The organism is Streptomyces sp. GDS52, assembly GCF_052246875.1.
Lineage (GTDB): Bacteria > Actinomycetota > Actinomycetes > Streptomycetales > Streptomycetaceae > Streptomyces > Streptomyces cathayae.
In genome coordinates, this window is record NZ_CM125966.1 from 1,164,456 (window position 1) to 1,188,096 (window position 23,641).

Below are 23,641 nucleotides of genomic sequence, written 5' to 3' on the forward strand. Positions count from 1 at the left end.
CACCCGACGCGCTCACGCCTCCCAGACGGCGGCGGCCGTACGGTCGTCCCCGTACCCCTTGACCCGTGCCTGGGCGTCGGTGAGGAAGACGGCGAGGCCCGGTGGTTCGGGGCGGGACCACCGCTCGGCCAGGTGGGCCCGGAGTTCCCGCTCGCCGCGCAGCGGATCGGCGAGGCCCGTACTGCACAGCAGGAGGGTGTCACCCTGGCGGGCTACGGAGGTACGGAAGCGGAAGGGTTCGCGCGGGGGGCCGGGGGCGGGCTCGTAGGGGCTCGGGGGCGTCGGGATGCCGAGGTCCATGGTGAGCCGGTCGCCCTCGGGGGTCTCGGAGGGCGGCGAGCCGAAGCCCATCACGGCCTCTCCCCTGGCCTCGGCGGCCTTCGGTTCGATGTCCTGCCACGCGCCGTCCCGCAGCCGGAACAGGCCGCCGGTGCCGACGCCGAAGAACACCCGGATACGGCATTCGGGGTCGGCGGGCAGCAGGAGGCAGCGCAGGGTGGCCCCGTACGCCTCGGGTGCGAGGCCCTGTTCGGCGGCGCCCGCGCGGAGCCTGCCGAGGGTGCGGTCGGTGAGGCGGTGCAGTCCGGACTTGAGTTCGCCGCGCCGGGCGGCCCTGATGTCCTCGGCGAGGCGGGAGTGGCTGAGGCCCACCGCCTCGCCCATCCACCGGCAGGCCTCGGCGGCCGCGCGGTGCGCGCCGGGAGCGGCCCGTGCGCCGGTCGCGACCGCCACCAGCACCAGTGCCCGGTCCCCGCTGCCGAACCGGGCGGTCAGCAGGGCGTCCCGCCGCGGTTCGCCCCGGTGGCGCGCGAAGTCGCCCCGTACGGACACGGCCCGCAGGGTGCAGGCCCCGTACCGGGCGCCGTCCAGCACGGTGTCCGGGACCAGGTCGTCCAGTGCGTGGGGGTCGGCGGCGGGCAGCGCGGTGGGTTCGGCGTCGTAGACGGGCGGACGAGGACCCACACGGCCGCCCGGCACCGGCGGCGCTTCGGCGGGGCGGACGCGGCGCGGGGCACGCGGAACCCGCGGGGCACGGGGGTCGGCGGGGGCGTCGGCGGGGGTGGGCACGGCCTCGGCGGCGGGCGCGGCCGGTCTCTCGTTCACCGTGCCGGCCGCGGATTCGAAGCGGTCGTCGAGGGAGTCGGCCGCGGGCGCGGGGCCCGTGTCGCCGCCGGCCTCGGCGTCGTACAACTGCCGCCACCAGTCGTCCTGGTGGCCGGCGGACCCGCCCCCCTGCTCACTCATACCCTCAATTCTCCACCGCGAGGGCCCTGGGGAAACTGGGCATCGGGAAATCCGTCCCCGGCGCCGGGCGGCGACGGCACGCCACCCGCCGCGGGGAGCCTGCCGTCCGGCAGACGGGGGCGGTGCGGGTTCGGCGCACCCGGTCTGCGCCTTCTGCCGTCTTCCGGCACCCTGGACCAGTGACTCCGCTCCCCCTCCCGAAGGAAGAAGGCTTCCCACCCGAGGGTTGCGGTCCAGCCCGAACCGATCCCTTGCGGGACACCAGAAACGTACATCAGGGATTCGATTCCCCCACCGGCTGAAACCGGTGGTTCCCTCGAAAGAGATCCGATGGGAGCGTGGGACCTCCTGCTGGCCGGACTGGTGATCCTGCTCGGCCTGTGCGGAGTACTGCTGCCCGGGGTGCCGGGGTCGTGGCTGGTGTGGGCCGGGATCCTCTGGTGGGCCCTGAAGGACCCGCGGCCCGTGGCGTGGTGGGTGCTCGTCGGGTCGACCGCCGCCCTGCTCCTCTCCCAGGTGGTCCGCTGGACGCTGCCGCCCCGCCGGCTGCGGGCCGACGGGACCGCGGGGCGGGTGCGGGCGTACGCCGGCGCGGGGTCGTTCCTCGGCTTCGTCCTGGTGCCCGTGCTGGGCTCCGTCCCGGGCTTCGTGGCCGGGATCTACGCCGGCGAGCGGATCCGTCTGGGACGCCACGGCGAAGCGGTCGCGGCGACGCGTACGGCGATGCGCGCGGGCGGCTGGAGCCTGCTGACCGAGCTGTTCACCTGTCAGCTGATCACGGTGGCCTGGCTCGGCGCGGTGTTCTGGGGCTGAGCGCCCCGGACACGACGGGCCCCGGCTACGGGCGGAGCGCTCCTTCGTGGGTGAGCAGGCGTACCTTGCGGTCCAGGCCGCCCGCGTATCCGGTCAGGGTCCCGTCGGCGCCGATCACCCGGTGGCAGGGGCGCACGATCAGCAGCGGGTTGGCGCCGATCGCGCCGCCCACGGCCCGTACGGCGGCCCGGGAGGCGCCGATCCGGGCGGCGATCTCGCCGTACGACACGGTCGACCCGTAGGGGACGTCGTCGAGCGCGGCCCAGACCTTCTCCCGGAAGGGGGTGCCGGCGGTGTGCAGGGGCAGCCGGAAATCCCTCAGCTCACCGGCGAAGTACGCGGCGAGCTGTTCCTCCGCCGCGCGGAACGGTCCCGGGTCCTGCCGCCCGCCTTCCGGCACACCGCGACCGCCCTTCTGGCCGGGCACGGAGAGCGAGGTCAGCTCCCCGTCCGGTCCGGCGGTGAGGAGCAGCGGCCCGAGCGGACTCGGCACGCTCGTCCAGTACGGGTGCGGGGTGCTCGTCACGTTCGCCATGTTCGCCGTATTCGCCGCGTTCATCGCGTTCGTCGCGTTCGTCGTGGTCATCGGTACTCCAACTCCCCTGCCGCGCGCAGGTGGTTCAGTGCGTATGAGCGCCAGGGGCGCCAGCTGCCGGGCAGTTCCGGACCGGGTGGGGCCGCGTCCGGGTCGCCGAGGGCACGGGTGCGGATCTCGGCGATGGTACGGGCGTCCAGGCCGGGAACGGCGCGCAGGGCGTCCGCGGTGTCGTCCCGGTCGGCGCCGGGGTCGAGGCGTACGGTGCCGTCCGCGAGGGCGGCGGTGAGCGCGCCCAGGGTGCCGCCGGGTTCGGCCTCGGCGAGGACGGCCGGTTCGGGGAAGAGGTGGGTGAGGCCGTCGCAGGGGGCGTCGAGCCTCTTGCCGTACCGCTGGACCAGCCGCGCGGCCTCCTCGCGGCCCACCAGGGCCCGGACCGCGGGTTCCTCCGGGTCGGCGGTGCCCGGCGAGCGCAGTCCGGGCCGGGCGGCGACCAGTGGGGCGAGCCGCGCGTCGGCGCCGAGCCGTTCGTCCACGGCGTACGGGTCCGCGTCCAGGTCGAAGAGGCGGCGCAGCCGCTGTACGGCGGTGGTCAGGTCCCGGAGGTCGGTCAGGTGGATGCGGGCGTCGAGCCAGCCTCCGGGGTGGGCCGCGGAGCCGGTGCGCGTGGTCCCGGGACGTTCGTCGACGGCGGTGACGCCGATGCCGTACGGGAGCCGCAGGGTGCGCCGGTAGGTGCGGGCACCCGGGGCCCCGGTGACGTCCTCGACGCCCGGGACGGCCTCGTGTTCCAGCAGGTCGAAGACGGGGCGGGGCTGGTACGGGCCGCGGTGGGCGAGCCGCACGGGGATGCCCGCCGCGGGGGTGGCCGTACGGCGGGCGGCGGCCCGGCCGCCGCCGGGTGCGGTGGCGCGCAGTGCGGTGGGGGTCATGGCGTACACGGCCCGGACGGTGTCGTTGAACTGCCGCACGCTGGCGAACCCGGCGGCGAAGGCGATCTCGGTGATCGGGAGCCCGGTGGTCTGCAGCAGTACGCGCGCGGTGTGCGCGCGCTGCGCGCGGGCGAGGGCGACGGGCCCGGCGCCCAGTTCGCCGGTGAGCTGGCGCTGCACCTGGCGGGCGCTGTAGCCGAGCCGGGCGGCCAGTCCGGCGACGCCCTCGCGGTCGACCACCCCGTCGGCGATCAGCCGCATGGCCCGGCCCACCACGTCGGCGCGCACGTTCCACTCGGCGGAGCCGGGGACGGCGTCCGGACGGCACCGCCGGCAGGCCCGGAATCCGGCGCCCTGCGCGGCGGCGGCGGTCGCGAAGAACCGCACGTTGCGTCGTTTCGGTGTGACGGCGGGGCAGCTGGGACGGCAGTAGATCCCGGTCGTCCCGACGGCGAAGAAGAACGCGCCGTCGAACCGTCCGTCCCGGCTGCGCACCGCCTCGTACCTGCTGTCCTCGTCCATCACACCGTCCAGTCTCCGCCGGCCGGGGCAGACCGGCTGGCGGAAATCGGACAGGGAGGTGCGGGGCGGGGGGTGCGCCGGTGGGTCAGCGCAGGCGGCCCCGCTTCGCCTCCATCGCCGCCTTGCCCATCGCCCCCTTCCGCTTCCACTCCCTGCGGATCTCCGCGCGCAGCCGCGCGTCGGTCTTGGCGACGATGCGCTGGTTCTCCCGCAGCAGCTTGCGGTAGCTCTCGAGGCGGCGTTCCGGCAGGGCGCCCGTCCCGACGGCCTCGAGGACCGCGCACCCCGGTTCGCTCTCGTGCGCGCAGTCGTGGAAACGGCAGTCCCCGGCGAGCTCCTCGATCTCGGAGAACACCTGGCCGACGCCGCTGCCGGCGTCCCAGAGCCCGACGCCCCGCAGGCCCGGGGTGTCGATGAGGACTCCCCCGCCGGGCAGGGCGAGCAGGTTGCGGGTGGTGGTGGTGTGGCGGCCCTTGCCGTCGACCTCCCGGGCCGCCTGGACGTCCATCACGTCCTCGCCGAGGAGCGCGTTGGCCAGGGTGGACTTGCCCGCGCCCGACACGCCGATCAGCACCGACGTACCGCCGGAGACGACCGCGGCGAGGACGTCCAGCCCTCCCCCAAGCTCTCGGCTTCGCTCGAGCAGGGAGGTACCCCCATCCTCCCGAGCGCTGACGGCGAGCACCGGGACGCCGGGCGCGGTGGTCTCCACGTCCTGGACCAGATGGGCCCGGGTCACCGCGTCCGGCACCAGGTCGGCCTTGGTGAGCACGACCACCGGCTGCGCCCCGGACTGCCAGGCGAGGGCGAGGAACCGTTCGATCCGCGCCAGGTCCAGCTCGCCGGCGAGCGAGACGGCGATGACGGCGTGGTCGACGTTGGCGGCGAGGATCTGTCCCTCGGACCGCCCGGAGGAGGTGGAGCGCACGAAGGCGGTACGTCGCGGCAGGTACGCCCGTACGTAGCGCGGGGTGTGGCCCTCCGGTTCGACGGCGACCCAGTCCCCGGTGCACACGACCCGCAGGGGGTCGTGCGGGGTGACGAACGCGGTGTCGGCCCGTACGGTCCCGTCGGCGGTGACCACGTCGCACTGCCCGCGGTCGACCCGCACCACACGCCCGGCCACCAGCCCTTCGGCCGCGTAGGGGGCGAACGCGTCGGCCCACGTCCCGTCCCAGCCGTAGGCGGCCAGCACGGAGGACGGCGACGAGGGGAGGGAGGTGAAAGAGGTGAAAGAAGAGGTGGAACTCAAGGGGTGACCCTTCGCGAGGGTGGCCCCGGCGGCCGCGCGACGACGCGCGGAACGGAAAGCTGAGGTCAGCCGGTGGCCACGGAGATGAAACGGATGGATTCCTGGATGCGGGCAGCGCCCGTCGCAAAGACAGCCATCGGTCACACCTCCCGTCCCTCGCTCGATCCGGCGGCAGCGGACCGCGGCGCATGCGCGCGCCGCTTGTGTGCTGCGGCCCTCACTGTAGGAAACCACCGGCCCGGGGCGCCACCGATTTAACGGGCGCCTTCAGCGAGCGCCTTCAACGGGCGCCCCGGACACCCGGGGGCTTCGGGCCGGATCGCGTCACCCGGTCGTGCAGGAGTGGCCGTCGAGGGTGATGGCGGAGGGTGGGGGGTTCGTGCCGGCCCAGGAGGCGATGAAGCCGAAGGCGAGCTTTCCGCCGGCGGGGACGGCCTTGTTGTAGTCGGTGGCGGTGGCGGTGACGCGGGGGCCGTTCTGGCTGACGTCGGCGTCCCACATCTGGGTGACGCGCTGACCGTCCTCGAAGGTGAAGGCCACGCGCCAGGAGTCGAGGGGCTCCGTCGTGGTGACGGTGACGGTGGCCTGGAAGCCGACGGGCCACTGGTTGACCAGGTCGTACGCGGCGTGGCAGACGGACGGCCGGCTGGACGCGGTGGTCCGGGGCGCGGTGGGGGCGGTGGCGGTGGTGCTGCCCTGGGGCTCGGGGTCGGGGTCGGGGTGGGGTTTCGCCGGGTCCGGGGTGCCTTCGGAGGACGGCTGCGGGGTGTCGGGGGAGGCGGGGCCGGAGTCAGTGGCGGAAACGGTGGGGGTGGGGGCGGGGGCCGCGGGCGGGTACAGGCCCGGGTCGGCCGCCGGTCCAGGGGTGGCGCCGGTGCGGATCGCCTTGTCGGCGTCCGTGCCGCCGAACGGCATCAGGGAGACGGCGAGGGCGAGGCCGGACACCAGGACGGCGGCGACCAGCAGCCCGTTGCGGGTGGCGCGTGCCCGGCCGGTTCCGTCGGCCGGGTCGCCGCCCGCGTCGGGGCCGTCGGGGCGGCCGGGGCCGAGCCGCGCCTCGGCCGCGCGGCGGCGGCGCTCCAGGTAGGCCAGGCCGCCCCAGCCGAGGACCCCGCCGGTGAGGGCGCCGGGCAGCCCGCCGCCGTGCAGTCGGAGGCAGGCCGCGGCCTCGGCGCAGCGTACGCAGGTGGCGAGGTGTTTGGAGAGGTCCTCGGGGGTGTCGGCGGCGGGCGAGCGGGTGACGGCGTCCAGCAGCCGGGCGTAGCTGCGGCACTCCGCGTCCATCGGGGAGTCGAGGTGGTTGCGGTGGCACCGGTCCCGGAAGAAGCCGCGGACCTGGGCGAGTTCGTCGGCGGCGGTGGCGGCGTCGAGGCCCAGCCGACGGGCCACCAGGGGCAGCGGGAGGGACTCCGCCTCGGCCAGCCACAGCAGTTCGGCGTCGGCCTGCTGCAGATCGCGCAGTCCGCGCAGGGCGACCGGGCGCGACAGCGGTGGGCCGGTGAAGCGGGCGGCGTTCTCGGAGTGGAGCCACAGCCGCAGGTCGGGATCGAGCCGGTGGCCCTGTCCGCTCTCCTCCCAGGCCGCCGCGGTGGTGCGAACGGCGGTCAGCAGCAGGGGTATTCGGGGCAGCCTGGACGAGCGGCGGCCGGCCGCGCGTACGGTGGTCGCCTCCGCTTCGCGCACCTCGCGTATGCCCTGGGCGAACGCCTCGCGCGCCAGTTGCGCGGCGGCGGTGGAGCCGGCCGTGCACAGGTCGGCGTAGGAGAGCACCGCGTCCCAGCACTCGGAGAACAGTGCCGCCTCGGTGGCGTCCTGGGGGGCCGACAGGTCGGACATAAGTCTCCTGCATCCACGGACAAGGTCAACTCGTGACATCGGCAAAGCAGTTGGGGGAAACCGCAGGGGCGGTGGACGAGCTTTTCACGCTGTCGCCACAACTGACAAGCGCTGTCTCCGCTTCGTGCGCCACGGCGCCCGCGCACGCCCGCGTACGCCCCCCTCGGGCACCCTACGCAAGAAGGGCCGGAACCGTCTCGGTTCCGGCCCTCTCGGCCTTGCTCACGGCCCCTCGGGGGGGGCCCGGGAGTCCTCACGCCTCGACGGGCGTCTCCTCCGGGAGGCTGTCCATGAAGGAGCTGACGGAGAACACCGCGCGGCCGGGTCCGGGCAGGCCGTAGCCGGGGGGCGAGGCCAGGCCGAACTCGTCCATCGTGGCGCGGTACGCCTCGAGCAGCCGGATGTGGTACTCCAGCGGCGCCCCCTGCGGGTTGGCCTTGCCGAGCGGGGTCGTCGGCTCGGGGCACCAGGTGGTGAAGCGGGGCGTGATGCCGTGCGACATGAAGAAGCGCAGACCCTCGGTGGTCGAGGCGATGGCCTCGTCGACGGTGGCGAAGCCGAACGGCTCGGACATCTCCACGCCCGCCACGAAGTTGGGGATGACGTTGCGCGCGCCGAAGACGTCCGCGGAGTCCAGGATGCGCTTGTGCCACTCGTCGCGGCCGACGTAGCGTTCCTTGCCCGGGCAGTACATCTTGAACAGGTACTCGTCCCACACCTCGTAGTTGGGGTGGTAGATCTGCACGCCGTAGTCCTTGAAGCGCTGCACGTCGTCCTTGGGCAGCGCCTGGGCGACGACCTTGCCGATCCAGCGGCCGGGGAAGCGCTCCTCGATGGCCTTGGCGTAGTGCCCGTAGAAGTCGGCCTCGTCACGGCCGGCGACCGTCTTGGTGATCGCGCCGCCGGTGAGGGTGTAGGCGGTGGACGCCTTCGCCGTGTCGTACCGGTCGATGATCTCCAGGGCCTCGAGGACCTCCTCGACGTCCTTGACCCCGGTGTAGGGACGGCCGGCCGCCTTGTGCTGGCGCCAGTTGTGGTTGATGTCGCAGTACTGGCACTCCTCCTTGGCGCCGAAGTACTGGCAGACCCGGAAGACGGTCAGGTAGATCAGGTAGCCCCACTGGATGGTCGGGGCCACCTCCATGACGGACTTCCCGTTGGAGAGGGTGTGCCGGTAGTACTCGGGCATCGGCGGCACGCCGACGTCGGCGATGCGCTTCCCGTCGAGGTAGAGGCCGAGCACGCCGTCCTCGTTCGCGGCGACCCGGTACGGGGACGCCGGGTTCACCCGGACGGAGACGACCGTGCGGCGCAGGTCGTAGGGGCCGCCGGTGAGGATGATCTCCTCGGGCGGGCGCCGCAGCGCGGCCTCGCCCAGCTCGGGCAGCGTGCCGTGGTCGAAGGAGAAGATGAAGTACGACTTCGGCTTGACCTCGCCCTTCTCGTTGTCGCTGAGCGCGGACGGGTCGAAGGCGATCCCGCCCCGGAGCAGGTCCTCCTTGAAGACGGCCTCGCGCGGCACATGCGGGAACCGCTCCATCAGATCCTCGACCAGCGCGGTACGGCTGCCGCTGCCCATCCCGTGTCTCCTTCCGGCTCGGACGTACGACTCCCGGCTCGGACGTACGACTCCTCACGGTATGCCCCCGACCCCCTCGGGTGTGCAACCGGGTCCGGCGAACGGACCGGAAGCCCCCGGCGGCGGCGCCGGTCGGCGCGGTGATGTGATGTCCCCGACACGCTCGACGACTCGGGGAGGGACCGCCGCATGACCGGGACCGTGACCAACTGGGCCGGCAACATCACGTACGCCGCCGAGGAACTGCACCGCCCGCCCACCCTGGACGCGCTGCGCGCGCTGGTCGCCGGCGGCTCCCGGGTGCGGGTCCTGGGCAGCGGGCACTCCTTCAACGAGATCGCCGAGGCCGGTGCGGACGGCGTCCTGCTCTCCCTCGACGCGCTGCCCCCGCAGATCGACGTGGACACGGCCGCCAGGGCGGTCCGGGTCGGCGGCGGCGTGCGGTACGCCGAGCTGGCCCGGCAGGTGCACCGGCACGGGCTGGCGCTGGCGAACATGGCGTCGCTCCCGCACATCTCGGTGGCCGGCTCGGTCGCCACCGGCACGCACGGCTCCGGCGTCGGCAACGGCCCGCTCGCCTCGTCCGTGCGGACGGTGGAACTGGTCACGGCGGACGGTTCGACGCTGCGGATCGACCGCGGGGACGAAGCGCGGTTCGGCGGGGCGGTCACCTCGCTCGGGGCGCTCGGTGTGGTCACCGCGCTCACCCTGGACCTGACGCCCGCCTACGACGTCGAGCAGCATCTGTTCACCGAGCTCCCGCAGGCCGGGCTGGACGCCGCCACCTTCGAGAAGGTGATGTCGGCCGCGTACAGCGTGAGCCTGTTCACCGACTGGGGCGCGCCGGGTTTCCGGCAGGTGTGGGTGAAGCGGCGTACGGACCAGCCGCTGCCGGACTTCCCCTGGGCGGCGCCCGCGACCGAGAAACTGCACCCCGTGCCCGGCATGCCGGCGGTGAACTGCACGGAGCAGTTCGGGGTACCGGGGCCCTGGCACGAGCGGCTGCCGCACTTCCGCGCGGAGTTCACCCCGAGCAGCGGGTCGGAGCTGCAGTCGGAGTACCTGCTGCCGCGCCGGTTCGCCCTCGACATGCTGCACGCGATCGACGGGATCCGGGAGGCCGTCTCCCCCGTGCTGCAGACCTGCGAGGTGCGGACGGTGGCCGCCGACGACCAGTGGCTCAGCCCCTGCCACGGCCGGGACACCGTGGCCGCCCACTTCACCTGGGTGGCGGACACCTCGGCCGTGCTGCCCGTGGTGCGGCGGCTGGAGGAGGCGCTGGCGCCCTTCGAGGCGCGACCGCACTGGGGAAAGGTGTTCACCACGCCGGCGGCCGACCTGCGCGCCCGCTACCCGCGGCTGGACGACTTCCGGGCCCTGGCCCGGTCCCTGGACCCCGGGGGGAAGTTCACCAACACGTTCGTCCGCGACGTCCTGGGCGAGTGACGTCGACGCCTCCTGGGGCAGGACGTTCGAGACCCCGCACATCGTCCTGACGAACCGGACCCGGGAGAGCCGGAGACGAGTCCGGGAGAGGCCGTATGTGCCACGGTCACGCATCGGACGGCGGTGCCGGGTGTGAGACGGCGAAAACAGCGGTACGGACGTTGAGGAGGAGACTTTCTTTCTAAGATGGCGTGATCGCGGACGTCATGTGCCGCCCAACGGGAGGGGATGGAGCGCGACTTGTCCCCACAGCAGCTCGGCCGCGGCCCCTTGCGCCCCGCCCGTCCGGACGACCGCACCCCCGTCGCAGGGGGCGACGCGGCCTCCCGGCCGACCCGTTTCGTGGGCTGGCTGGGCGGGTTCGGCTGCGCGGCCGCCGGATACGCCGTGTTCCAGTTCCTCTTCGAGGTGCTGCCCGACTCCGTCGACGGGGAGGCCGCGAAGTACCTGATCGCGTCGGTGAGCGGCCTCGGCACCGCGCTCGCCGCCTGGCTCGCCGCGGCCCTGCTACGGGCCCGTGCCGCGGCTCCGGACCAGCGGCTCCTCCCGCCTCCCGCGCCCCTCGCCGGCCCGGAGCCCGGCCCGCTCCCGCGCCTGTTCGCGGCCACCCACGACACCCTCGTCGGCGAGGTGTCCGTCGTCGACGATCCGGAGCGCGGACGGCTCGTCGGCTGGTCGCACTCCCTGGGCGAGAGCACCCCGTCCCGCCCCACCTCGGTCGGCACGGCGTACGGGCTGCAGATCATGCTCGAGTCGGGCCTGCCCGACGGGCGTCTCACGCCGGGCGAACTGGCCGACACGCTCTGGCGGTTGCGGCTGCCCGACGGCGGCTGGTCGGCGCGGTCGCAGGGCGCGCGGGCCCGCCCCGAGGTGACCGCGCTGGTGCTGGGCGCCCTGGCCCGCGCGGGCGCGACCCGGGGCGGGCGGCTGGCGCGGGAGGTGGACCTCTGCACGGCGGCCTTCACCCGTGCGGCCGACCGGGCCGGACACGAGTCGACCCATGTGATGACGACGGTGCTGCGCGGACTGCTGCGCGCCGCACCCGGCTGCGACGCCCTGCCGGTGCTGCGGGAGGCCCTCGTCGACGGAGCCATCAGCGACCCGGGCCGGGACCATCTGCGCTGCTGGGGCTATCGGCTCGACGCGCCGTACGGGCCGCCGTCCCCGGTGCACACCGCGCAGGCAGTGCTCGCCCTCGACCGCGCGGCCCGTGTCCTGGGCGAGAGCGCGGCGGTGCGGGCCGCCCGCGAGGACGGGGTGCGCTGGCTGCTGTCCTGCCCCGACGCGCCGCACCACGCCTGCCTGGACCTGGAGTACCGGCGCGAGGAGGTACGACGCCCGCGCCCCGACGACCCCGCACACCACGAGGTCCTGAACGTACGGCACTTCACCGCGTCCTGGATCGTGCGCGCCCTGCTGACCCCGGGCGCGCTGGAGGTCGCCCGGCAGAGCGGCCTGGAGAACACCTGGCGGGAACTGCTGGACGGCGCGGCCGCCTCGGTGCGGGCGGCGCAGCAGGACGGCATCTGGTCCTGGGAGCGGGGCGACAGCACGGAGCTGCGGCGCCCGATGTGGATGACGTACCAGGGCGTGACGGCGCTGCGCGCCCACGCGGTGTGGACCTATCGGCCCGATGAGACGGCACCCGCGCGGTGAGCGGGAACCGGAGGACGGAGGACGGAACGCATGGGCGGTCAGCGGGTTCTGGCGGCGCGGCGACTGCTGGCGAGGACCCTGGACGACACCTTGCCCGAACGGGACCAGGTGGCCGCGGCCCATGCGGTCGTCGCCGAACTCGGGTCACCGGAAAGCCTGTTGGAGCTGGTCACCGAACTCGCCTCCGGGGCGGGTGATCCGGAGGCCTGCGCCGGGCTGTCGTACCGGCACGTCCTCGGTTTCGACAAGCTGCTGCTGGTCGACTCCGGCCCGCTGCACATGCTGCGCGCACACGTGTGGCACACGGGCACGGACGGCACCGGCCGGGAGGACATCCACAACCACCGTTCGACGCTGGCCTCCCATGTCGTCCGGGGGCGCCTGTGCACGGAGTTGTACGAGGAACTGCCCGAGACGGGGCCCGGGGCGCGGGTCAGCGCCGGGATCAGGGCGGCCCGGTTCGAGGAGACGCTGGCCGAGGGGTCGGCCGACTGGCTGCTGGCACCGGCGGGTCCGGCGCGGCTGCGCCTGACCCATCTGGGCCGGTACGCGGCGGGCAGCACCTACGCCCTGCCGGCGCACACCCTGCACCGCGCCTGGTGCGACACGGACGCGCCGACGGTGACGCTGTTCCTGGAGACGGGCGGGCGACGCCGGCGGCACACCGACGTGTTCACGGCGGCGGGCCCGCATCCGGCGGCGGTGCCGAAGGTACCGCTGAACGTGCCGGCCTACCTGGACTCGCTGGGCGCGCTGGCGGAGTTGCTCAGGAGTCCGTGAGCGCCTGCCGGACGACGTCCAGGTTGTAGGCGTCGATGTCGACACCGGTCAGCTCGGACGGTCGGAGCCAGGCGTGGTCCTGATCCGGACTGGGCAGCGTGACCTCCCGGGACAGCGGGCGGACCAGGAAGTTCTCCTGCCAGTTCTTGACCTCGTGCCCCGCGTACTCGCTGAGGAAGGACGACTCGCCGACCTTGCGCACGATCTCGCCGAGCAGGCCGGTCTCCTCCTTCAGCTCGCGCAACGCACCGTCCGGGGCGCTCTCCCCGGGATCGAGCTTGCCGCACGGCACGCCCCACACCCGGGGCAGGAATCTCTCGGTCGCGCTGCGACGCACCAGGAGCACCCGCCCCTCGTCGTCCATCACGACCGCTGCCGCCAGCCGTTTCTCGCCGGGGATGTCCATGTCTACGTTCATGGTTCCTCGGTTCCTCGGTCCTTTGCCGGAGATGAGTCCAAAGGTTCTGATACCCGCGAAAGCCGCCACCGTACCAGGGTCATCCGAAGGAAACCGTGGCGTCGGCCGCACCGCCGGTGTCCCGGCTCAGTGCCTGGATCTCCTCGTAGGTGGGTGTCCGGCCGCCGGGTGCCCGGCCCGCCCTGATGTCGGTCGCCGCCTCCACCGCCGCGCCCAGCGCCCGCCGGTACAGCAGCGAGCCGAGGCTGATCCGGCGTACGCCGAGGTCGGCGAGGTGAGGGACGGAGGGACCGGTCGGCGAGTAGAGGATGTTGAGGGGAACGTCGCCCAAGTGGCGTACCAGGGAGGCGATCTCCCGGACGTCGGTGAGCCCGGGGACGAACACCCCGTGTGCGCCCGCCTGTCGATAGGCGTCGAGCCGCCGGACCGTGCCCTCGCCGTCGCCGTCGCCGAGCCAGTGGGTGTCGGTGCGGGCGTTGACGAAGAGGCCGGGGGCCGCGGCCCGGACGGCGGCGATCTTCGCGGCGTGTCGGTCGACGGGCCCGAGCCCGTCCTCCAGGTTGATGCCGGCGGCGCCCGCGGCGTGCAGTTCGCGGGCGAACTCGGCCACCTCGTCCGGGTCGTCGCCGAATCCGTCCTCCGCGTCCACGGACAGGTGGAACGGCTCGGAGCCGAGGGTGCGGGCGAGCCGCAGGGTCTGTTCCCGGGTCGCCGCCGCCCCGTCGGGCAGCCCGACCGCCGCCGCGACGGCCAGGCTGGTGGTGCCGATCGCCCGGAACCCCTGAGCGGCGAGAGCGGCGGCGGAGGCGTGGTCCCAGGCGTTGGGCAGCAGGAGGGGCTCGTCGGCGCGGTGGAGATCGGCGAAGGTCCTCTGGGTCATGGAGCAACACTAGGGGCGGAACACCTCGGCACCGGCCTGAACGTCCGCCCGGCCGCCGGTGGTGGCGCCGTCGGCCACGGGGACGCCGAAGTCCGGGGTGCCGTCCGGTTTCCAGCCGAACGCCTGGATCCGGGTGTGGCGGTTCGGGTCGTGGAGCGGGTCCCCGTCGATCTCCTTGTACTGCCGGGCGTGGTACACGAGGACGTCGGTACGGCCGTCCTCGGCGACGGTGAAGCAGCTGTGGCCGGGGCCGTACTGCCGGGTCGTGTCGTTGCTGGTGAAGACGGGGACGGGCGACTTGGACCAGTTGGCGGTGTCCATGAGGTCGCTGTCCTCGGGGGCGGTCAGCAGGCCCATGCAGTAGTTGGCGTCGGTGGCGCTGGCCGAGTAGGTCATGAGGACCCGGCCGCCCCGCTGGATCACGTACGGCCCCTCGTTGACCCTGAAGCCGATGCGCTCCCAGTCGTACTCCGGTGTGGACAGGCGTACTTGGGGTCCGGTCAGGGTCCAGGGGTCGGCCATCTCGGAGAGCCAGAGGGCGGTGTTGTTGTCCATGCCGGGTTCGTGCTGGGCCCAGGAGAGGTAGCGGGTGCCTCGGTGGGTGAAGGTGGTGGCGTCCAGGGAGAAGGTCTCCCAGGCGGTCTTGACCTGCCCTTTCTCGGTCCAGGTGCCCCGGAAGGGGTTGGGGTGGGTGTTCTCCAGGACCCAGATGCGGATGGCCCACACGTCCTCGGCGGGCGCGGCGGCGAAGTAGACGTACCACTTGCCGGCGATGCGGTGCATCTCCGGTGCCCAGATGTGGGCGCCCATGTCACCGGTGGGGTGCGCCCGCCAGATGACGGACTCGGCGGCACTTCCCAGACCGTTCAGCGTGCGGGAGCGGCGCAGGATGATCCGGTCGTACTCGGGGGCGGTGGCGGTGAAGTAGTAGAAGCCGTCGGTGTGGCGGGTGATGTGCGGGTCGGCGCGGTTGCGGACGAGGGGGTTCACGTAGGGGGCCGCCTGCGGTCTGCCGGCGGGGGCGCCGGGGGTGGCCGCGTGGGCCGCGTGGGCCGCCGTGGGGGTGGCGGCCAGCGCGCCTGCGGCGAGGGCCCCCTTCAGTAACAGCCTGCGGTCGGGCGTCCGGGGCGTGTCGCCGGCGGTAGGGCTCATGCGGTCTGCCTTTCGGAGGGAGGCTCGCTCGAGAACCTCGGGATCACGAATCGAGCGTTCGATATATCGAACGCCATCTGGGATCACGGACGTCGACAAGGTAAGGGCGCGTCACGGACAGGTCAACGGGCCCGGCGGGACGAAATCGCCGACCCCTCCCCTTCAGGACTCCGCTCCTGCATCTCCTCCATCGGCTGAGGGGCGAAGCGAGCCATCCCGTCCCCCTCGGGCTGGACGACGCCGTACCTGCCCTCGGGGACCTCGTTCCACATGCCGGGCAGGCCCCCCAGGGGCTCCGACACGATGAGACGGGTCTCGTCGGACGCCTCACGCAGGAACTCCACGTCCGGGTGGAGGGAGCGCAGCGTCTCCACGCGTGTGCTGTAGAAGAGCGAACGGGACGCCCTCTGCGTCGAGTAGCGGAACGCCCACAGCCGTCGCCCGTCGGTCACCGCCACCGTCATCTGCAGCGGGTACTCCACACCGTGCTCGCGCCCGACCCGCTCCACCAGGCCCACCATCCGCGCGACCGCACCGGGCGGATCCTGCTCCAGTCCGAAGGTGAGCGCCAGGTAGAACATCAACTCGGAGTCCGTGGACCCCTCGACGGAGAGGAAGAGTTCCGGGTCGACGGCCAGGGCGAGGTCGCGCCGCATGCGGTGGAAGTCCGTGATCGCACCGTTGTGCATCCACATCCAGCGGCCGTGACGGAACGGGTGGCAGTTGGTCTCCTGCACCGCCGATCCGGTCGAGGCCCGGATATGGGCGAAGAACAGAGGCGAGCGGACATGGCGGGCGATCTCCCGCAGGTTGCGGCTGCTCCAGGCCGGGCCGATCTCCCGGACGATCGCCGGAGTGTCGGCGCGGGGGCCGTACCAGCCGACGCCGAACCCGTCTCCGTTGGTCGTCTCGACGCCCAGCCTGGCGTGCAGGCTCTGGTCGATCAGCGAGGGCGTCGGCTTGTAGAGCAGGCTGTCGAGCAGGATGGGGGTACCTGAGTAGGCCAGCCAACGGCACATCGGCCACCGCCTTCCCGACCGCGGGGTCGTCTCCCCCTCAGGATCCCAGCCCTGCCGCAGGGGCGCGCTGTGAGGCCGCACGGCAGGTCGGGGGCCGTCTCGACTACCGTCGAGGGGCATGAGCACCGCCCCCGTCCCCACCCTCACCGACGCTCTCGCGGGCGGCACGGTCGTCCTCGACGGCGGCATGTCCAACCAGCTCGCGACGGCCGGGCACGACCTGAGCGACGCGCTGTGGTCGGCGCGGCTGCTCGCCGAGGACCCCGAGGCGGTCACCGAGGCGCACCTCGCCTACTTCGAGGCGGGTGCGGACGTGGCGATCACCGCCAGTTACCAGGCCACCTTCGAGGGCTTCGCCCGGCGCGGGATCGGACGGGAGGAGGCGGCCGACCTGCTCGCGCTGAGCGTCGGGTGCGCCCGCGAGGCGGCCCGCAGGGCCCGGACGCCCCGCCGCCCCCTCTGGGTGGCGGCCTCCGTCGGCCCGTACGGCGCGATGCTCGCCGACGGGTCCGAGTACCGGGGACGGTACGAGCTCACCGTGTCCGAGCTGGAGCGCTTCCACCGTCCCCGCATGGAGGTCCTGGCCGCCGCCGGCCCCGACGCGCTCGCCCTGGAGACGGTCCCGGACACCGACGAGGCGAAGGCCCTGCTCCGGGCGGTGCGCGGGCTCGGCCTCCCGGCCTGGCTGTCGTACTCGGCGGCCGGCGACCGCACCCGCGCGGGTCAGCCCCTGGCGGACGCCTTCGCGCTCGCCGCGCGGGCGGACGAGGTGATCGCCGTCGGCGTCAACTGCTGCACCCCCGAGGACGCCGACCACGCCGTCGCCCTCGCGGCCCACGTCACCGGCAAACCCGTCGTCGTCTACCCCAACAGCGGCGAGACCTGGGACGCCGGGGCCCGGGCATGGACCGGCCGGCCGACCTTCACGGCCGAACAGGTCACGGGCTGGCGGGAGTCCGGGGCACGGCTGATCGGCGGATGCTGCCGGGTGGGACCGGAGACGATCGCGGCGATCGCGGGGGCGCTACGGGCCCCCTAGCGAACTCGCACCACACCATCTTCCCCGGACTCCGCTCCCCCACGCCCCACTTGTCGGCCGGCTCGCCCACCAGCACCAACCCACGCCCGCCCTCCCGCGGTTCCCGTGCCCCCGTCTCCGGTACGGCCGGCACACCGCCCCCGCTGTCGTGCACCTCGACCCGTACGCCACCGTCGCCGTACGGCAGCATCCGCGACTCCAAGACCCCCGAGGCCCCCACCTCACCGTCACCCCGAAGACCTGGGCCGCGTTCCTGTCCGGAGGAGAGCTGACCAGCGCCGTGTCGGTGTCTTGAGGGGGCACACGGTGACCAGGACACGGCGAACAGCGCCGGACGGGCTACGCCGGGACAAGGACGATGGGCCATTCCGCTGCGCGTGCCCGGTACCCGTACCGGTCCCGCAGCCCCGCCACGATCGCCGGGACATGGCCGGCCCCGTAGACGATGGCCACCCGAATCGGTTCGTCACCGCGCTCCACGTGGATCTCGCCGAGCGCGTCGAGCAACCGCTGGTCGCGCCGATCGGTCATCGCGTGCTCCACAGGACCGCCGGCCATCATCTCCGCCCGCAGCGTCGACGGCAGATCCTCGACCACCAGGTCCTCATCGAGGAAGGCGCGCTGACCGCGCAGCGCGAGCACCAGGCCCATCACGGGAGTCGTGGCCACGAGCAGCAGGTACGTCCACCGCGGTAACGTCTTCAGATCCGCGATCGCCTCCGCCGCGGTCACATCCGGGTTGATGTCCGGCACGCCCTCGGGAAGCAGTAGCGCCTCGCGCTGCTTCTGCAGGCCGTTGCGCCGCCGGCGTGGGGCGAACCGGTGAGCGAGCGTGAGGGCACTCACTCCGACCGACTTCCCTCGGACCCCCTCGACGACTATGAGGTCGCGTTCCCTGAGCCTGAGGCGAACCTGGGAGCAGAACGTCGGCGAAGCCACATGCGGCATCGGGAAGATCACGAACTCGAGTGGCGTTCCCGTCCGCTTCATGGTGATCACAGCAGATCGGACGGCGTAACCGGTCACCTCGATGATCTGCATGATCCCTCCGCGGAACTCGCCCGGTTCCCCTTCCCTTCCCCGTACCAGGACATGAGGCCGCCCGGAGCTGCGGTTCCCCGGACGTGGCACACCTTCCCGAAAGCGTGAGCACTTTGACCGCCGCTGCCCTGATGCCGCTCAGATGAGCGGCATCAGGACACTTGCCTGCCGACTGTTCACGCTTTTCCGTATGGCACCCGTCCCCGCCCCACAGCGTCGGGACCGCGAAGCCCCTTCCCACAAGGACGGTGAGGACATGCCGACTTCGCGCTTCTTGACCCCACCCTCGAGAGGTCGTCCCGTCGCGCAGGTCCCCTGCCTGCGCCGGGCGGAGGCGCGAGGGGCAGGATCGGCACCATGCCCACCATGGTTGTCGAGATCCACGTACCGCTGCTGCCGACTCCGAACCTGCCGGAAGGCACCTACCCGTTTCCGTGGATCGAGGAGATCGAGGACTTCCTGTGCGACCTCGAAGAGCAAGGTGACGTAGAGGTCTTCGACGACGGGGAGGAGCACGAGGACGCCTACGTCTTCTTCGTCACCGGAGCCGGTGAAGAGGAACTGCTGGCGGCGGCGTCCCAGGTGGCCACGCTGCCCGCAGTCCCCGCGGGCACTTTCGCGGTGGTCAGTGACGACGAGGCCGAGGAGTTCGGCCTGGGGCGCCACATAGCGCTTCCGCTGCCCGCAGTCTGACACTCAGTGACGTTTTCTCAGCGGAATGACGTTCGCGGAGCGGGCCGAGCGGGGCGTCAAAGGCTGGACCGCGCCCGTAGGGGACTTCGTTGCGTTCGTGGCGGGCCCCGGAGGCACCGAATGCCGACCGGGGTCCGAGGCTTTACGCGGGCGCGCCTGCGTGATCAGCTGTGGCCTGTCATGGACAGGCAGCCTTGGGAAGGCTGCGGGGGGGAAGGGAACAGCGCCCGCATGCGCAGCGCCACAGAGGAAGTGACTCGGCCGTGCCCTCGGTGCGGGGCCTAGATCCGTGAGAACAGCCGGTTCGTCACCTGGTGCGCCGCATGTGACTGGAACTTGACATCCTCCCCCTCCTCAAAGGAGGGGGATTCCGACCCGGGCGGGTCGAGGTTCACGGGTGCTCGAGTGGCCGGCGGCCGCTGTCACCCCTCCGGCACCGGCTGCCCGCCGGGGGCGGGGAATCCCGCCCTGTCCTGCCGCGACGTTGACTGCTGCGTTCTCATCCGCGTTACAGCCGAACCCGCAGGACACGCAGACGAACTCGGCTTGGCTCTTGCGCGAGTCCTTCTCGATCCAGCCGCAGGCACTGCACCGCACAGAGGTGTAGGGGGCGGGCACGTCCTCGACCCGGCCCGGGGCCTTCTCCCCGGTCCGGCGGCGCAGCAGGCCCCAGCCCTGGGCGAGGATCGCCCGGTTCAGCCCGGCCTTCTGCCGCACCCGCCTGCCGGGCTGTGCGACGGTCCCCCTCGCCGAGCGGGTCATGGTGGTGATGTGCAGCTTCTCGAACCGGACCAGGCGGCAGGTGCGGGCGAGCATGGTCGAGGTCTTCTCGCACCAGTCCTTGCGCCTATCCGCCTCCCGCGCCTTGATCCTCGCCACCTTCGCGTACTCCTCCCGCTTGCGGTCGCTGCCCCTGGGAGCGCGGGCCGCCCGGCGCTGGTGCTTGCGGACCCGGGCCCGCTCCCGGGTGGTGAGCTGCGGGCAGTTCAGCCTCCGCCCGTCGGACAGGGCAGCGGTGATCTTGATGCCCCGGTCGATGCCGATGACCTCCCCCGTGCCGGGCGCATCGACGGGGTCGGGGACGACGGCGAAGGCGATGTGCCACCGGCCGTTGCGGAAGGTGACCCGGAACGTCTTCGCCACCGGCAGACCGGCGCGGGTGAGCCGGAAGCGCACCCAGCCGCAGCCGGGCACCTTCACCCGCGCCCACCGCCGGTTGAGTCTCTGCACCACCACCGAGCGGCCCATCACCTGCCTGCCCGTGGCGTTCAGCCTCGGGGTGCCGTCCGGCTCGTACTCCGGGACCCGGTCGGTGCCGATCACCCGGAAGCCCTCATGCCGGTGCTTCCTGCGCCAGGTCGGCTCGCCGAACCCGGAAGCGAACCGGGCGCTCTTGGCCCTGGCGAAGTCCTGCAGCGCCTGCTGCTGCACGTCCGCGTTCCCGGCCCGCAGCCAGGCACTCTCCCGCCGGGCCTCGGTGAGCTGACGGCACTGCTCGGCAAACCCGGGAGCAGACCTGCGCCCCGGCCGCCGGTGCGCGTGCTGCTCGACGGCCAGATTCCACACGTACCGGGCATGCGCACAGTGCAGCAGCATCCGCTGCTCCTGCGCGGCCGTGGGGTACATCCGGAACCGTGACATGCCGCCAACCTAGCCCCGCCGCCTGCCCATCTCTTCACATCCCACCAGGCTCACCCGAACGAGCGACCGACCCCACCACCCCCGCTCCCAGCCACGCACCATCACGCCCTCCCGTGACCAAGCCCGCCACCATCCTCCTTCGGGACGCCGCATCGCCCCGAAGGCGATACGGTTCCTGTCCCGCTCCTCGGGACCGGGCATGCACCCCGGCCCTGAAGGACCGGGCACCCCGCCCGGCAAGAGAGGTGGATCCGGCAAAGCCCGAGGAGGAGCAGGGACGGCTGGAGAGGGCACGGCGCGCCCTGGCTCGTCGGCACGGCGAGAAGCTGCTCGCCGAGGTGACCGCCAGCGGGATGCTGAGTCCAAGGCGGGATGCCTCCGCGCTCTTCGCCCATCAGCGGCAGCCTGGAGTGCAACGGCGGCAACCCGGCGCAGGTGCAGAGCCGGATCGACACCTACCAGCACTTCACCCGACTCCTCGGCGTCGAACCCGGCGACGACCTCAGCTGCTGAGCCCGCCCGCTCCGCCGGGCGCCGCGCGGCGAGTGAAAGCGCTCCGGTCACGGACAGGAAGGGCAGGGGCCCGCCCTCCTGCCCGTGACCGGAGAAAACAGCAAGGGCAGTCCGTGTCGACGGTCAGGCTTTCCCCTGAACATGGTGGTCGCGAAAGGGATTCGGGCACCCATGGCACGGTCTGGTCACCGGCCGTGCAGCCAGACCCGCAGCGGGCCGACCGGCTCGAAGCCATGGCGGACGGCTGCCGACAGATCGTCGCCCTGCTCGTAGCCGACCACCGGCAGGGTGGGGAACAGCCGGTTCACCGCGTCCAGTACGACCGGCCAGGCCGCGTCAGGACCGCCGTCCAGCGCGAAGACGTTGGAGATTCCGACCACGTGGTCGCTGCGGCCGGCCACCGCGCCGGCGACCACTCGGCCATCGGTGGACTGTCCGGCGAGCACGAAGGTGGCGGGGTCGTCGAGCAGTTCGGGCCGGAAGAGGTCCGCGCTGCCGTCCCCGTCGTCCCAGGCGAGAGCCCAGGCGCGCAGTGTGCCCGGGTCGCCCGCCACGGCCCAGTCGAGGTCCGGCGCGGGGGCGGGCGCACGCGCCGGGCGGTGGATCCACTGCGCCTCGAACAGCACCCGGAAGCCGGCTTCCGTCAGGTCGAGGTCGGCGAAGCTGTCCTTGACGGAGGCGCCGGGTGCGGTGGTGTCGATCCGGGCCGCCAGCGCGGCCGGATCGGCGCCCGGCACCAGCGTCACCGCGTCGGGATAGTAGAGCGGCGTACGAGACGGAGCGGCCCACGCCTGTGCCCCGAACTCTCCCGCCGAGCCGTGCGATCGGCTCATCGCCGCGCACCACTCGGCGTTGTTGCGGGCGGCGGCCCGGACCAGGAGGTGCTGCGCAGTCGTCACGAGTACGGATCATGACGGCTCAGCCCCGGTCGGTCGAACGGTTTTCCGCCCACTACGAGAAGAACCAGCGTCCTCACCCGGACGATCGACGCCACGGGCCATCTCCCGGAAAATGCTCGGAAAATGACGGCAGCTTCGCGTCGGAGTGCCGTGCCGGCGGCTCACAGCAGGACGACGCACCCGCGTTCCTCGAGGTCCGTCAGCACGCGGCGGGGGAGCGTGCAGGTGTTCCACCGAAGGTCCAGCTTCTCCAGGGCGGGCATCCGCACCACCCAGTCCGGGATCCGGACGATGTGGTTGCCGCGGAGGTCGAGTTGCCGCAGCAGGGGAAGGCCGACCAGGAACTCGGGCAGTTCGGTGAGGTCGTTCTCCCGCAGGTCCAGGTGCCGTAGTTCCTGCAGATCAGCCATCGTGGAGGGCAGAGTTCTGAGTCCGTTCCCCCGCAGCCAGAGCTCGCGCAACCTGTGGAGGTGGCCGATGCTGCCGGGCAATCCGGTCAGCCGGGCGTGCTGGGCTCGCAGCTCGATCAGTTCCGTCATCCGGCCGACGGTTTCGGGCAAGGCGGTGAGAGGGTTCTCGCCGACGTTGAGGTAGCGCAGCCGTGTCAGGTTGCCCAGTGTGTCCGGGAGTCGGGACACGTCGTTGTCGTGCAGGTAGAGGAAGCCGCTGAGTCGGGCCAGGTCGCCCAGAGCGTCGGGAAGCGACGTGAGCTTGTTGTGGCCGAGGTCCAAAGTGGTCAGACGGTCCAGTCGCCCGATCTTCGGTGAGAGGGCCGTGAGGCCGTTGTCCGCCAGGATCAGCACGCGAAGCTCGGTGCGCTGCCATACCGACTCGGGCACCTCCCCGAGCTGTCGGCGCCAGAGATCGAGAGTGGGCTGCACGGCCTCGTCCTTTCCGTCGACGGTCCGGACCGGGATTCTCCCCGAACTTGGACCGGGTGGTGGCGAGCCGGGTGGGAGCCGCGGGCGTCGACGGGGCGGGACGGGTTCGTGGACGGCCGGGGTGCGGCGTGGTCCCGGCCGCACCGGGCCGTCGGCTTCTGCTCGAACACCGGACTCTCACATGCCGCGGTCAGGGCTTTCCCGGCCGGACGCGGAAGCCGTCTCGTCCGTCGGCATGCCGTCGAGGGGGATCGGACCGGGGCGGAAGAGGCCGCTGCCCGGACCGGACGCGTCCTCACCGGCCGGATACCGGTGGAACCACTCGGCGAACGGCATTCGGTACTCGTAGTACAGCGCCGCTTCACCATCGCAGGTGAACAACTGCGTACTCGCCGATGGGTTTCTTTTGGCCTTCGGGCAGCCGAACACCCGGCTACCTTTCCGAGTCGTTCCGCGCCTCAGCGGAAGCGGGACCATTCCCGGTCTTCCCGGGCATGCGGGGCACGGATTCGATGAAGTCGCACGGGATCGACATTCTCGGAAATCATTTCGAACGATTCGCGGGCCTCACGGTCCGGCCGGAGCGTGCCCGTCGGGGCTCCTCGAGGAGCTGCGACGCCGTCATCAGGGAGAGACCGACCAGAATGAGCGGCATGTTGCCCCCGAAAGGCATCCGGCGGGTGGCCGCGAGCCCTCCGGCCAGCAGGAGCGCGCCGGCACCCCACAATCCGGGACGGCTCACACCGCCCTGGAACCAGGGCAGTACGATCCGGCCGGTCACCAGCGCCACCGCCCCCGCCGCCCCGAGCACCAGCGCCATCACCGAACCGACCACCAGAAAGAACGTGGACACGGGCCCCCCTTGATCA

At 72.6% G+C, this 23,641-nt stretch carries 22 protein-coding genes and 2 pseudogenes; 7 read left to right on the forward strand and 17 right to left on the reverse strand.

Features of this window, described 5'->3' with window-relative positions; translation table 11 throughout:
• Positions 1-12 precede the first annotated feature (12 nt).
• Complete coding sequence (locus ACTWJ9_RS05135; protein WP_443295254.1) at positions 13-1,245, reverse strand: protein phosphatase 2C domain-containing protein; 1,233 nt, start codon at positions 1,243-1,245, stop codon at positions 13-15.
• Between the two features lie 330 nt (positions 1,246-1,575).
• Between ACTWJ9_RS05135 and ACTWJ9_RS05140 the strand changes: the two genes are divergently transcribed.
• Complete coding sequence (locus ACTWJ9_RS05140) at positions 1,576-2,058, forward strand: DUF456 domain-containing protein (protein WP_279332982.1); 483 nt, start codon at positions 1,576-1,578, stop codon at positions 2,056-2,058.
• A 25-nt stretch (positions 2,059-2,083) separates the two neighbouring features.
• Here the strand turns inward: ACTWJ9_RS05140 and ACTWJ9_RS05145 are convergent, their stop codons facing one another.
• From ACTWJ9_RS05145 to ACTWJ9_RS05165, 5 genes are all read right to left on the reverse strand, one after another.
• Complete coding sequence (locus ACTWJ9_RS05145) at positions 2,084-2,593, reverse strand: methylated-DNA--[protein]-cysteine S-methyltransferase (RefSeq protein WP_279337887.1); 510 nt, start codon at positions 2,591-2,593, stop codon at positions 2,084-2,086.
• 47 nt (positions 2,594-2,640) lie between these two features.
• Positions 2,641-4,047 carry a DNA-3-methyladenine glycosylase 2 family protein gene (locus ACTWJ9_RS05150; RefSeq protein ID WP_279332983.1) on the reverse strand — a complete coding sequence of 469 codons (1,407 nt, stop codon included), beginning with the start codon at positions 4,045-4,047 and terminating at the stop codon, positions 2,641-2,643.
• A gap of 85 nt (positions 4,048-4,132) precedes the next feature.
• Complete coding sequence (rsgA, locus tag ACTWJ9_RS05155; protein ID WP_279332984.1) at positions 4,133-5,299, reverse strand: ribosome small subunit-dependent GTPase A; 1,167 nt, start codon at positions 5,297-5,299, stop codon at positions 4,133-4,135.
• A gap of 324 nt (positions 5,300-5,623) precedes the next feature.
• Positions 5,624-7,135, reverse strand: coding sequence for a cellulose binding domain-containing protein (locus ACTWJ9_RS05160; protein ID WP_443295255.1), 1,512 nt, complete (start codon positions 7,133-7,135; stop codon positions 5,624-5,626).
• A gap of 253 nt (positions 7,136-7,388) precedes the next feature.
• Positions 7,389-8,714: a radical SAM protein gene (locus ACTWJ9_RS05165; RefSeq protein WP_279332986.1), complete on the reverse strand. Its 1,326-nt coding sequence runs from the start codon at positions 8,712-8,714 to the stop codon at positions 7,389-7,391.
• 189 nt (positions 8,715-8,903) lie between these two features.
• Between ACTWJ9_RS05165 and ACTWJ9_RS05170 the strand changes: the two genes are divergently transcribed.
• From ACTWJ9_RS05170 to ACTWJ9_RS05180, 3 genes are all read left to right on the forward strand, one after another.
• Positions 8,904-10,160 (forward strand): FAD-binding protein, encoded by a 1,257-nt coding sequence (locus tag ACTWJ9_RS05170; protein WP_279332988.1) that lies wholly within the window; start codon positions 8,904-8,906, stop codon positions 10,158-10,160.
• Between the two features lie 240 nt (positions 10,161-10,400).
• Positions 10,401-11,816, forward strand: coding sequence for a hypothetical protein (locus ACTWJ9_RS05175; RefSeq protein ID WP_279332989.1), 1,416 nt, complete (start codon positions 10,401-10,403; stop codon positions 11,814-11,816).
• A gap of 30 nt (positions 11,817-11,846) precedes the next feature.
• Complete coding sequence (locus ACTWJ9_RS05180; RefSeq protein WP_279332990.1) at positions 11,847-12,596, forward strand: hypothetical protein; 750 nt, start codon at positions 11,847-11,849, stop codon at positions 12,594-12,596.
• Here the strand turns inward: ACTWJ9_RS05180 and ACTWJ9_RS05185 are convergent.
• From ACTWJ9_RS05185 to ACTWJ9_RS05200, 4 genes are all read right to left on the reverse strand, one after another.
• Positions 12,583-13,002, reverse strand: a complete 420-nt coding sequence (locus tag ACTWJ9_RS05185; protein ID WP_443295852.1) for an NUDIX hydrolase — start codon at positions 13,000-13,002, stop codon at positions 12,583-12,585. The genes ACTWJ9_RS05180 and ACTWJ9_RS05185 overlap by 14 nt on opposite strands.
• A gap of 91 nt (positions 13,003-13,093) precedes the next feature.
• On the reverse strand, positions 13,094-13,894 hold the full coding sequence (locus ACTWJ9_RS05190; RefSeq protein ID WP_279332991.1) for an isocitrate lyase/PEP mutase family protein: 801 nt from the start codon (positions 13,892-13,894) through the stop codon (positions 13,094-13,096).
• A 9-nt stretch (positions 13,895-13,903) separates the two neighbouring features.
• Positions 13,904-15,046 (reverse strand): glycoside hydrolase family 43 protein, encoded by a 1,143-nt coding sequence (locus ACTWJ9_RS05195; protein WP_279332992.1) that lies wholly within the window; start codon positions 15,044-15,046, stop codon positions 13,904-13,906.
• A gap of 122 nt (positions 15,047-15,168) precedes the next feature.
• Complete coding sequence (locus ACTWJ9_RS05200) at positions 15,169-16,065, reverse strand: class II glutamine amidotransferase (RefSeq protein ID WP_279332993.1); 897 nt, start codon at positions 16,063-16,065, stop codon at positions 15,169-15,171.
• A gap of 118 nt (positions 16,066-16,183) precedes the next feature.
• Here ACTWJ9_RS05200 and mmuM point away from each other — a divergent pair, with 118 nt between their 5' ends.
• Positions 16,184-17,104 (forward strand): homocysteine S-methyltransferase, encoded by a 921-nt coding sequence (mmuM, locus tag ACTWJ9_RS05205; protein ID WP_443295256.1) that lies wholly within the window; start codon positions 16,184-16,186, stop codon positions 17,102-17,104.
• Here the strand turns inward: mmuM and ACTWJ9_RS05210 are convergent.
• Together ACTWJ9_RS05210 and ACTWJ9_RS05215 are read right to left on the reverse strand one after the other, a co-directional pair.
• A pseudogene (locus ACTWJ9_RS05210) lies at positions 17,004-17,291 on the reverse strand (ATP-binding protein); the annotation flags it as partial. The gene mmuM and the pseudogene ACTWJ9_RS05210 overlap by 101 nt on opposite strands.
• 152 nt (positions 17,292-17,443) lie before the next feature.
• Positions 17,444-18,145 carry a hypothetical protein gene (locus tag ACTWJ9_RS05215; protein WP_443295257.1) on the reverse strand — a complete coding sequence of 234 codons (702 nt, stop codon included), beginning with the start codon at positions 18,143-18,145 and terminating at the stop codon, positions 17,444-17,446.
• Positions 18,146-18,502: 357 nt separating this feature from the next.
• Between ACTWJ9_RS05215 and ACTWJ9_RS05220 the strand changes: the two genes are divergently transcribed.
• The gene (locus ACTWJ9_RS05220; RefSeq protein ID WP_279332996.1) at positions 18,503-18,838 is read left to right on the forward strand and encodes a hypothetical protein; all 336 of its coding nucleotides are present in this window, start codon (positions 18,503-18,505) and stop codon (positions 18,836-18,838) included.
• A gap of 354 nt (positions 18,839-19,192) precedes the next feature.
• Here ACTWJ9_RS05220 and ACTWJ9_RS05225 read toward each other — a convergent pair whose 3' ends face one another.
• Complete coding sequence (locus ACTWJ9_RS05225; RefSeq protein ID WP_443295258.1) at positions 19,193-20,479, reverse strand: RNA-guided endonuclease InsQ/TnpB family protein; 1,287 nt, start codon at positions 20,477-20,479, stop codon at positions 19,193-19,195.
• A 393-nt stretch (positions 20,480-20,872) separates the two neighbouring features.
• Between ACTWJ9_RS05225 and ACTWJ9_RS05230 the strand changes: the two are divergent.
• Positions 20,873-20,992 (forward strand): annotated as a pseudogene (locus ACTWJ9_RS05230) (glycoside hydrolase family 19 protein); the annotation flags it as partial.
• Between the two features lie 185 nt (positions 20,993-21,177).
• Here the strand turns inward: ACTWJ9_RS05230 and ACTWJ9_RS05235 are convergent.
• From ACTWJ9_RS05235 to ACTWJ9_RS05250, 4 genes are all read right to left on the reverse strand, one after another.
• Positions 21,178-21,891 carry a hypothetical protein gene (locus ACTWJ9_RS05235; protein WP_279332999.1) on the reverse strand — a complete coding sequence of 238 codons (714 nt, stop codon included), beginning with the start codon at positions 21,889-21,891 and terminating at the stop codon, positions 21,178-21,180.
• Positions 21,892-22,052: 161 nt separating this feature from the next.
• The gene (locus tag ACTWJ9_RS05240) at positions 22,053-22,772 is read right to left on the reverse strand and encodes a leucine-rich repeat domain-containing protein (RefSeq protein WP_279333000.1); all 720 of its coding nucleotides are present in this window, start codon (positions 22,770-22,772) and stop codon (positions 22,053-22,055) included.
• A 177-nt stretch (positions 22,773-22,949) separates the two neighbouring features.
• Positions 22,950-23,108 carry a hypothetical protein gene (locus tag ACTWJ9_RS05245; protein WP_279333001.1) on the reverse strand — a complete coding sequence of 53 codons (159 nt, stop codon included), beginning with the start codon at positions 23,106-23,108 and terminating at the stop codon, positions 22,950-22,952.
• 208 nt (positions 23,109-23,316) lie between these two features.
• Positions 23,317-23,625, reverse strand: a complete 309-nt coding sequence (locus ACTWJ9_RS05250) for a hypothetical protein (protein WP_279333002.1) — start codon at positions 23,623-23,625, stop codon at positions 23,317-23,319.
• Positions 23,626-23,641 lie beyond the last annotated feature (16 nt).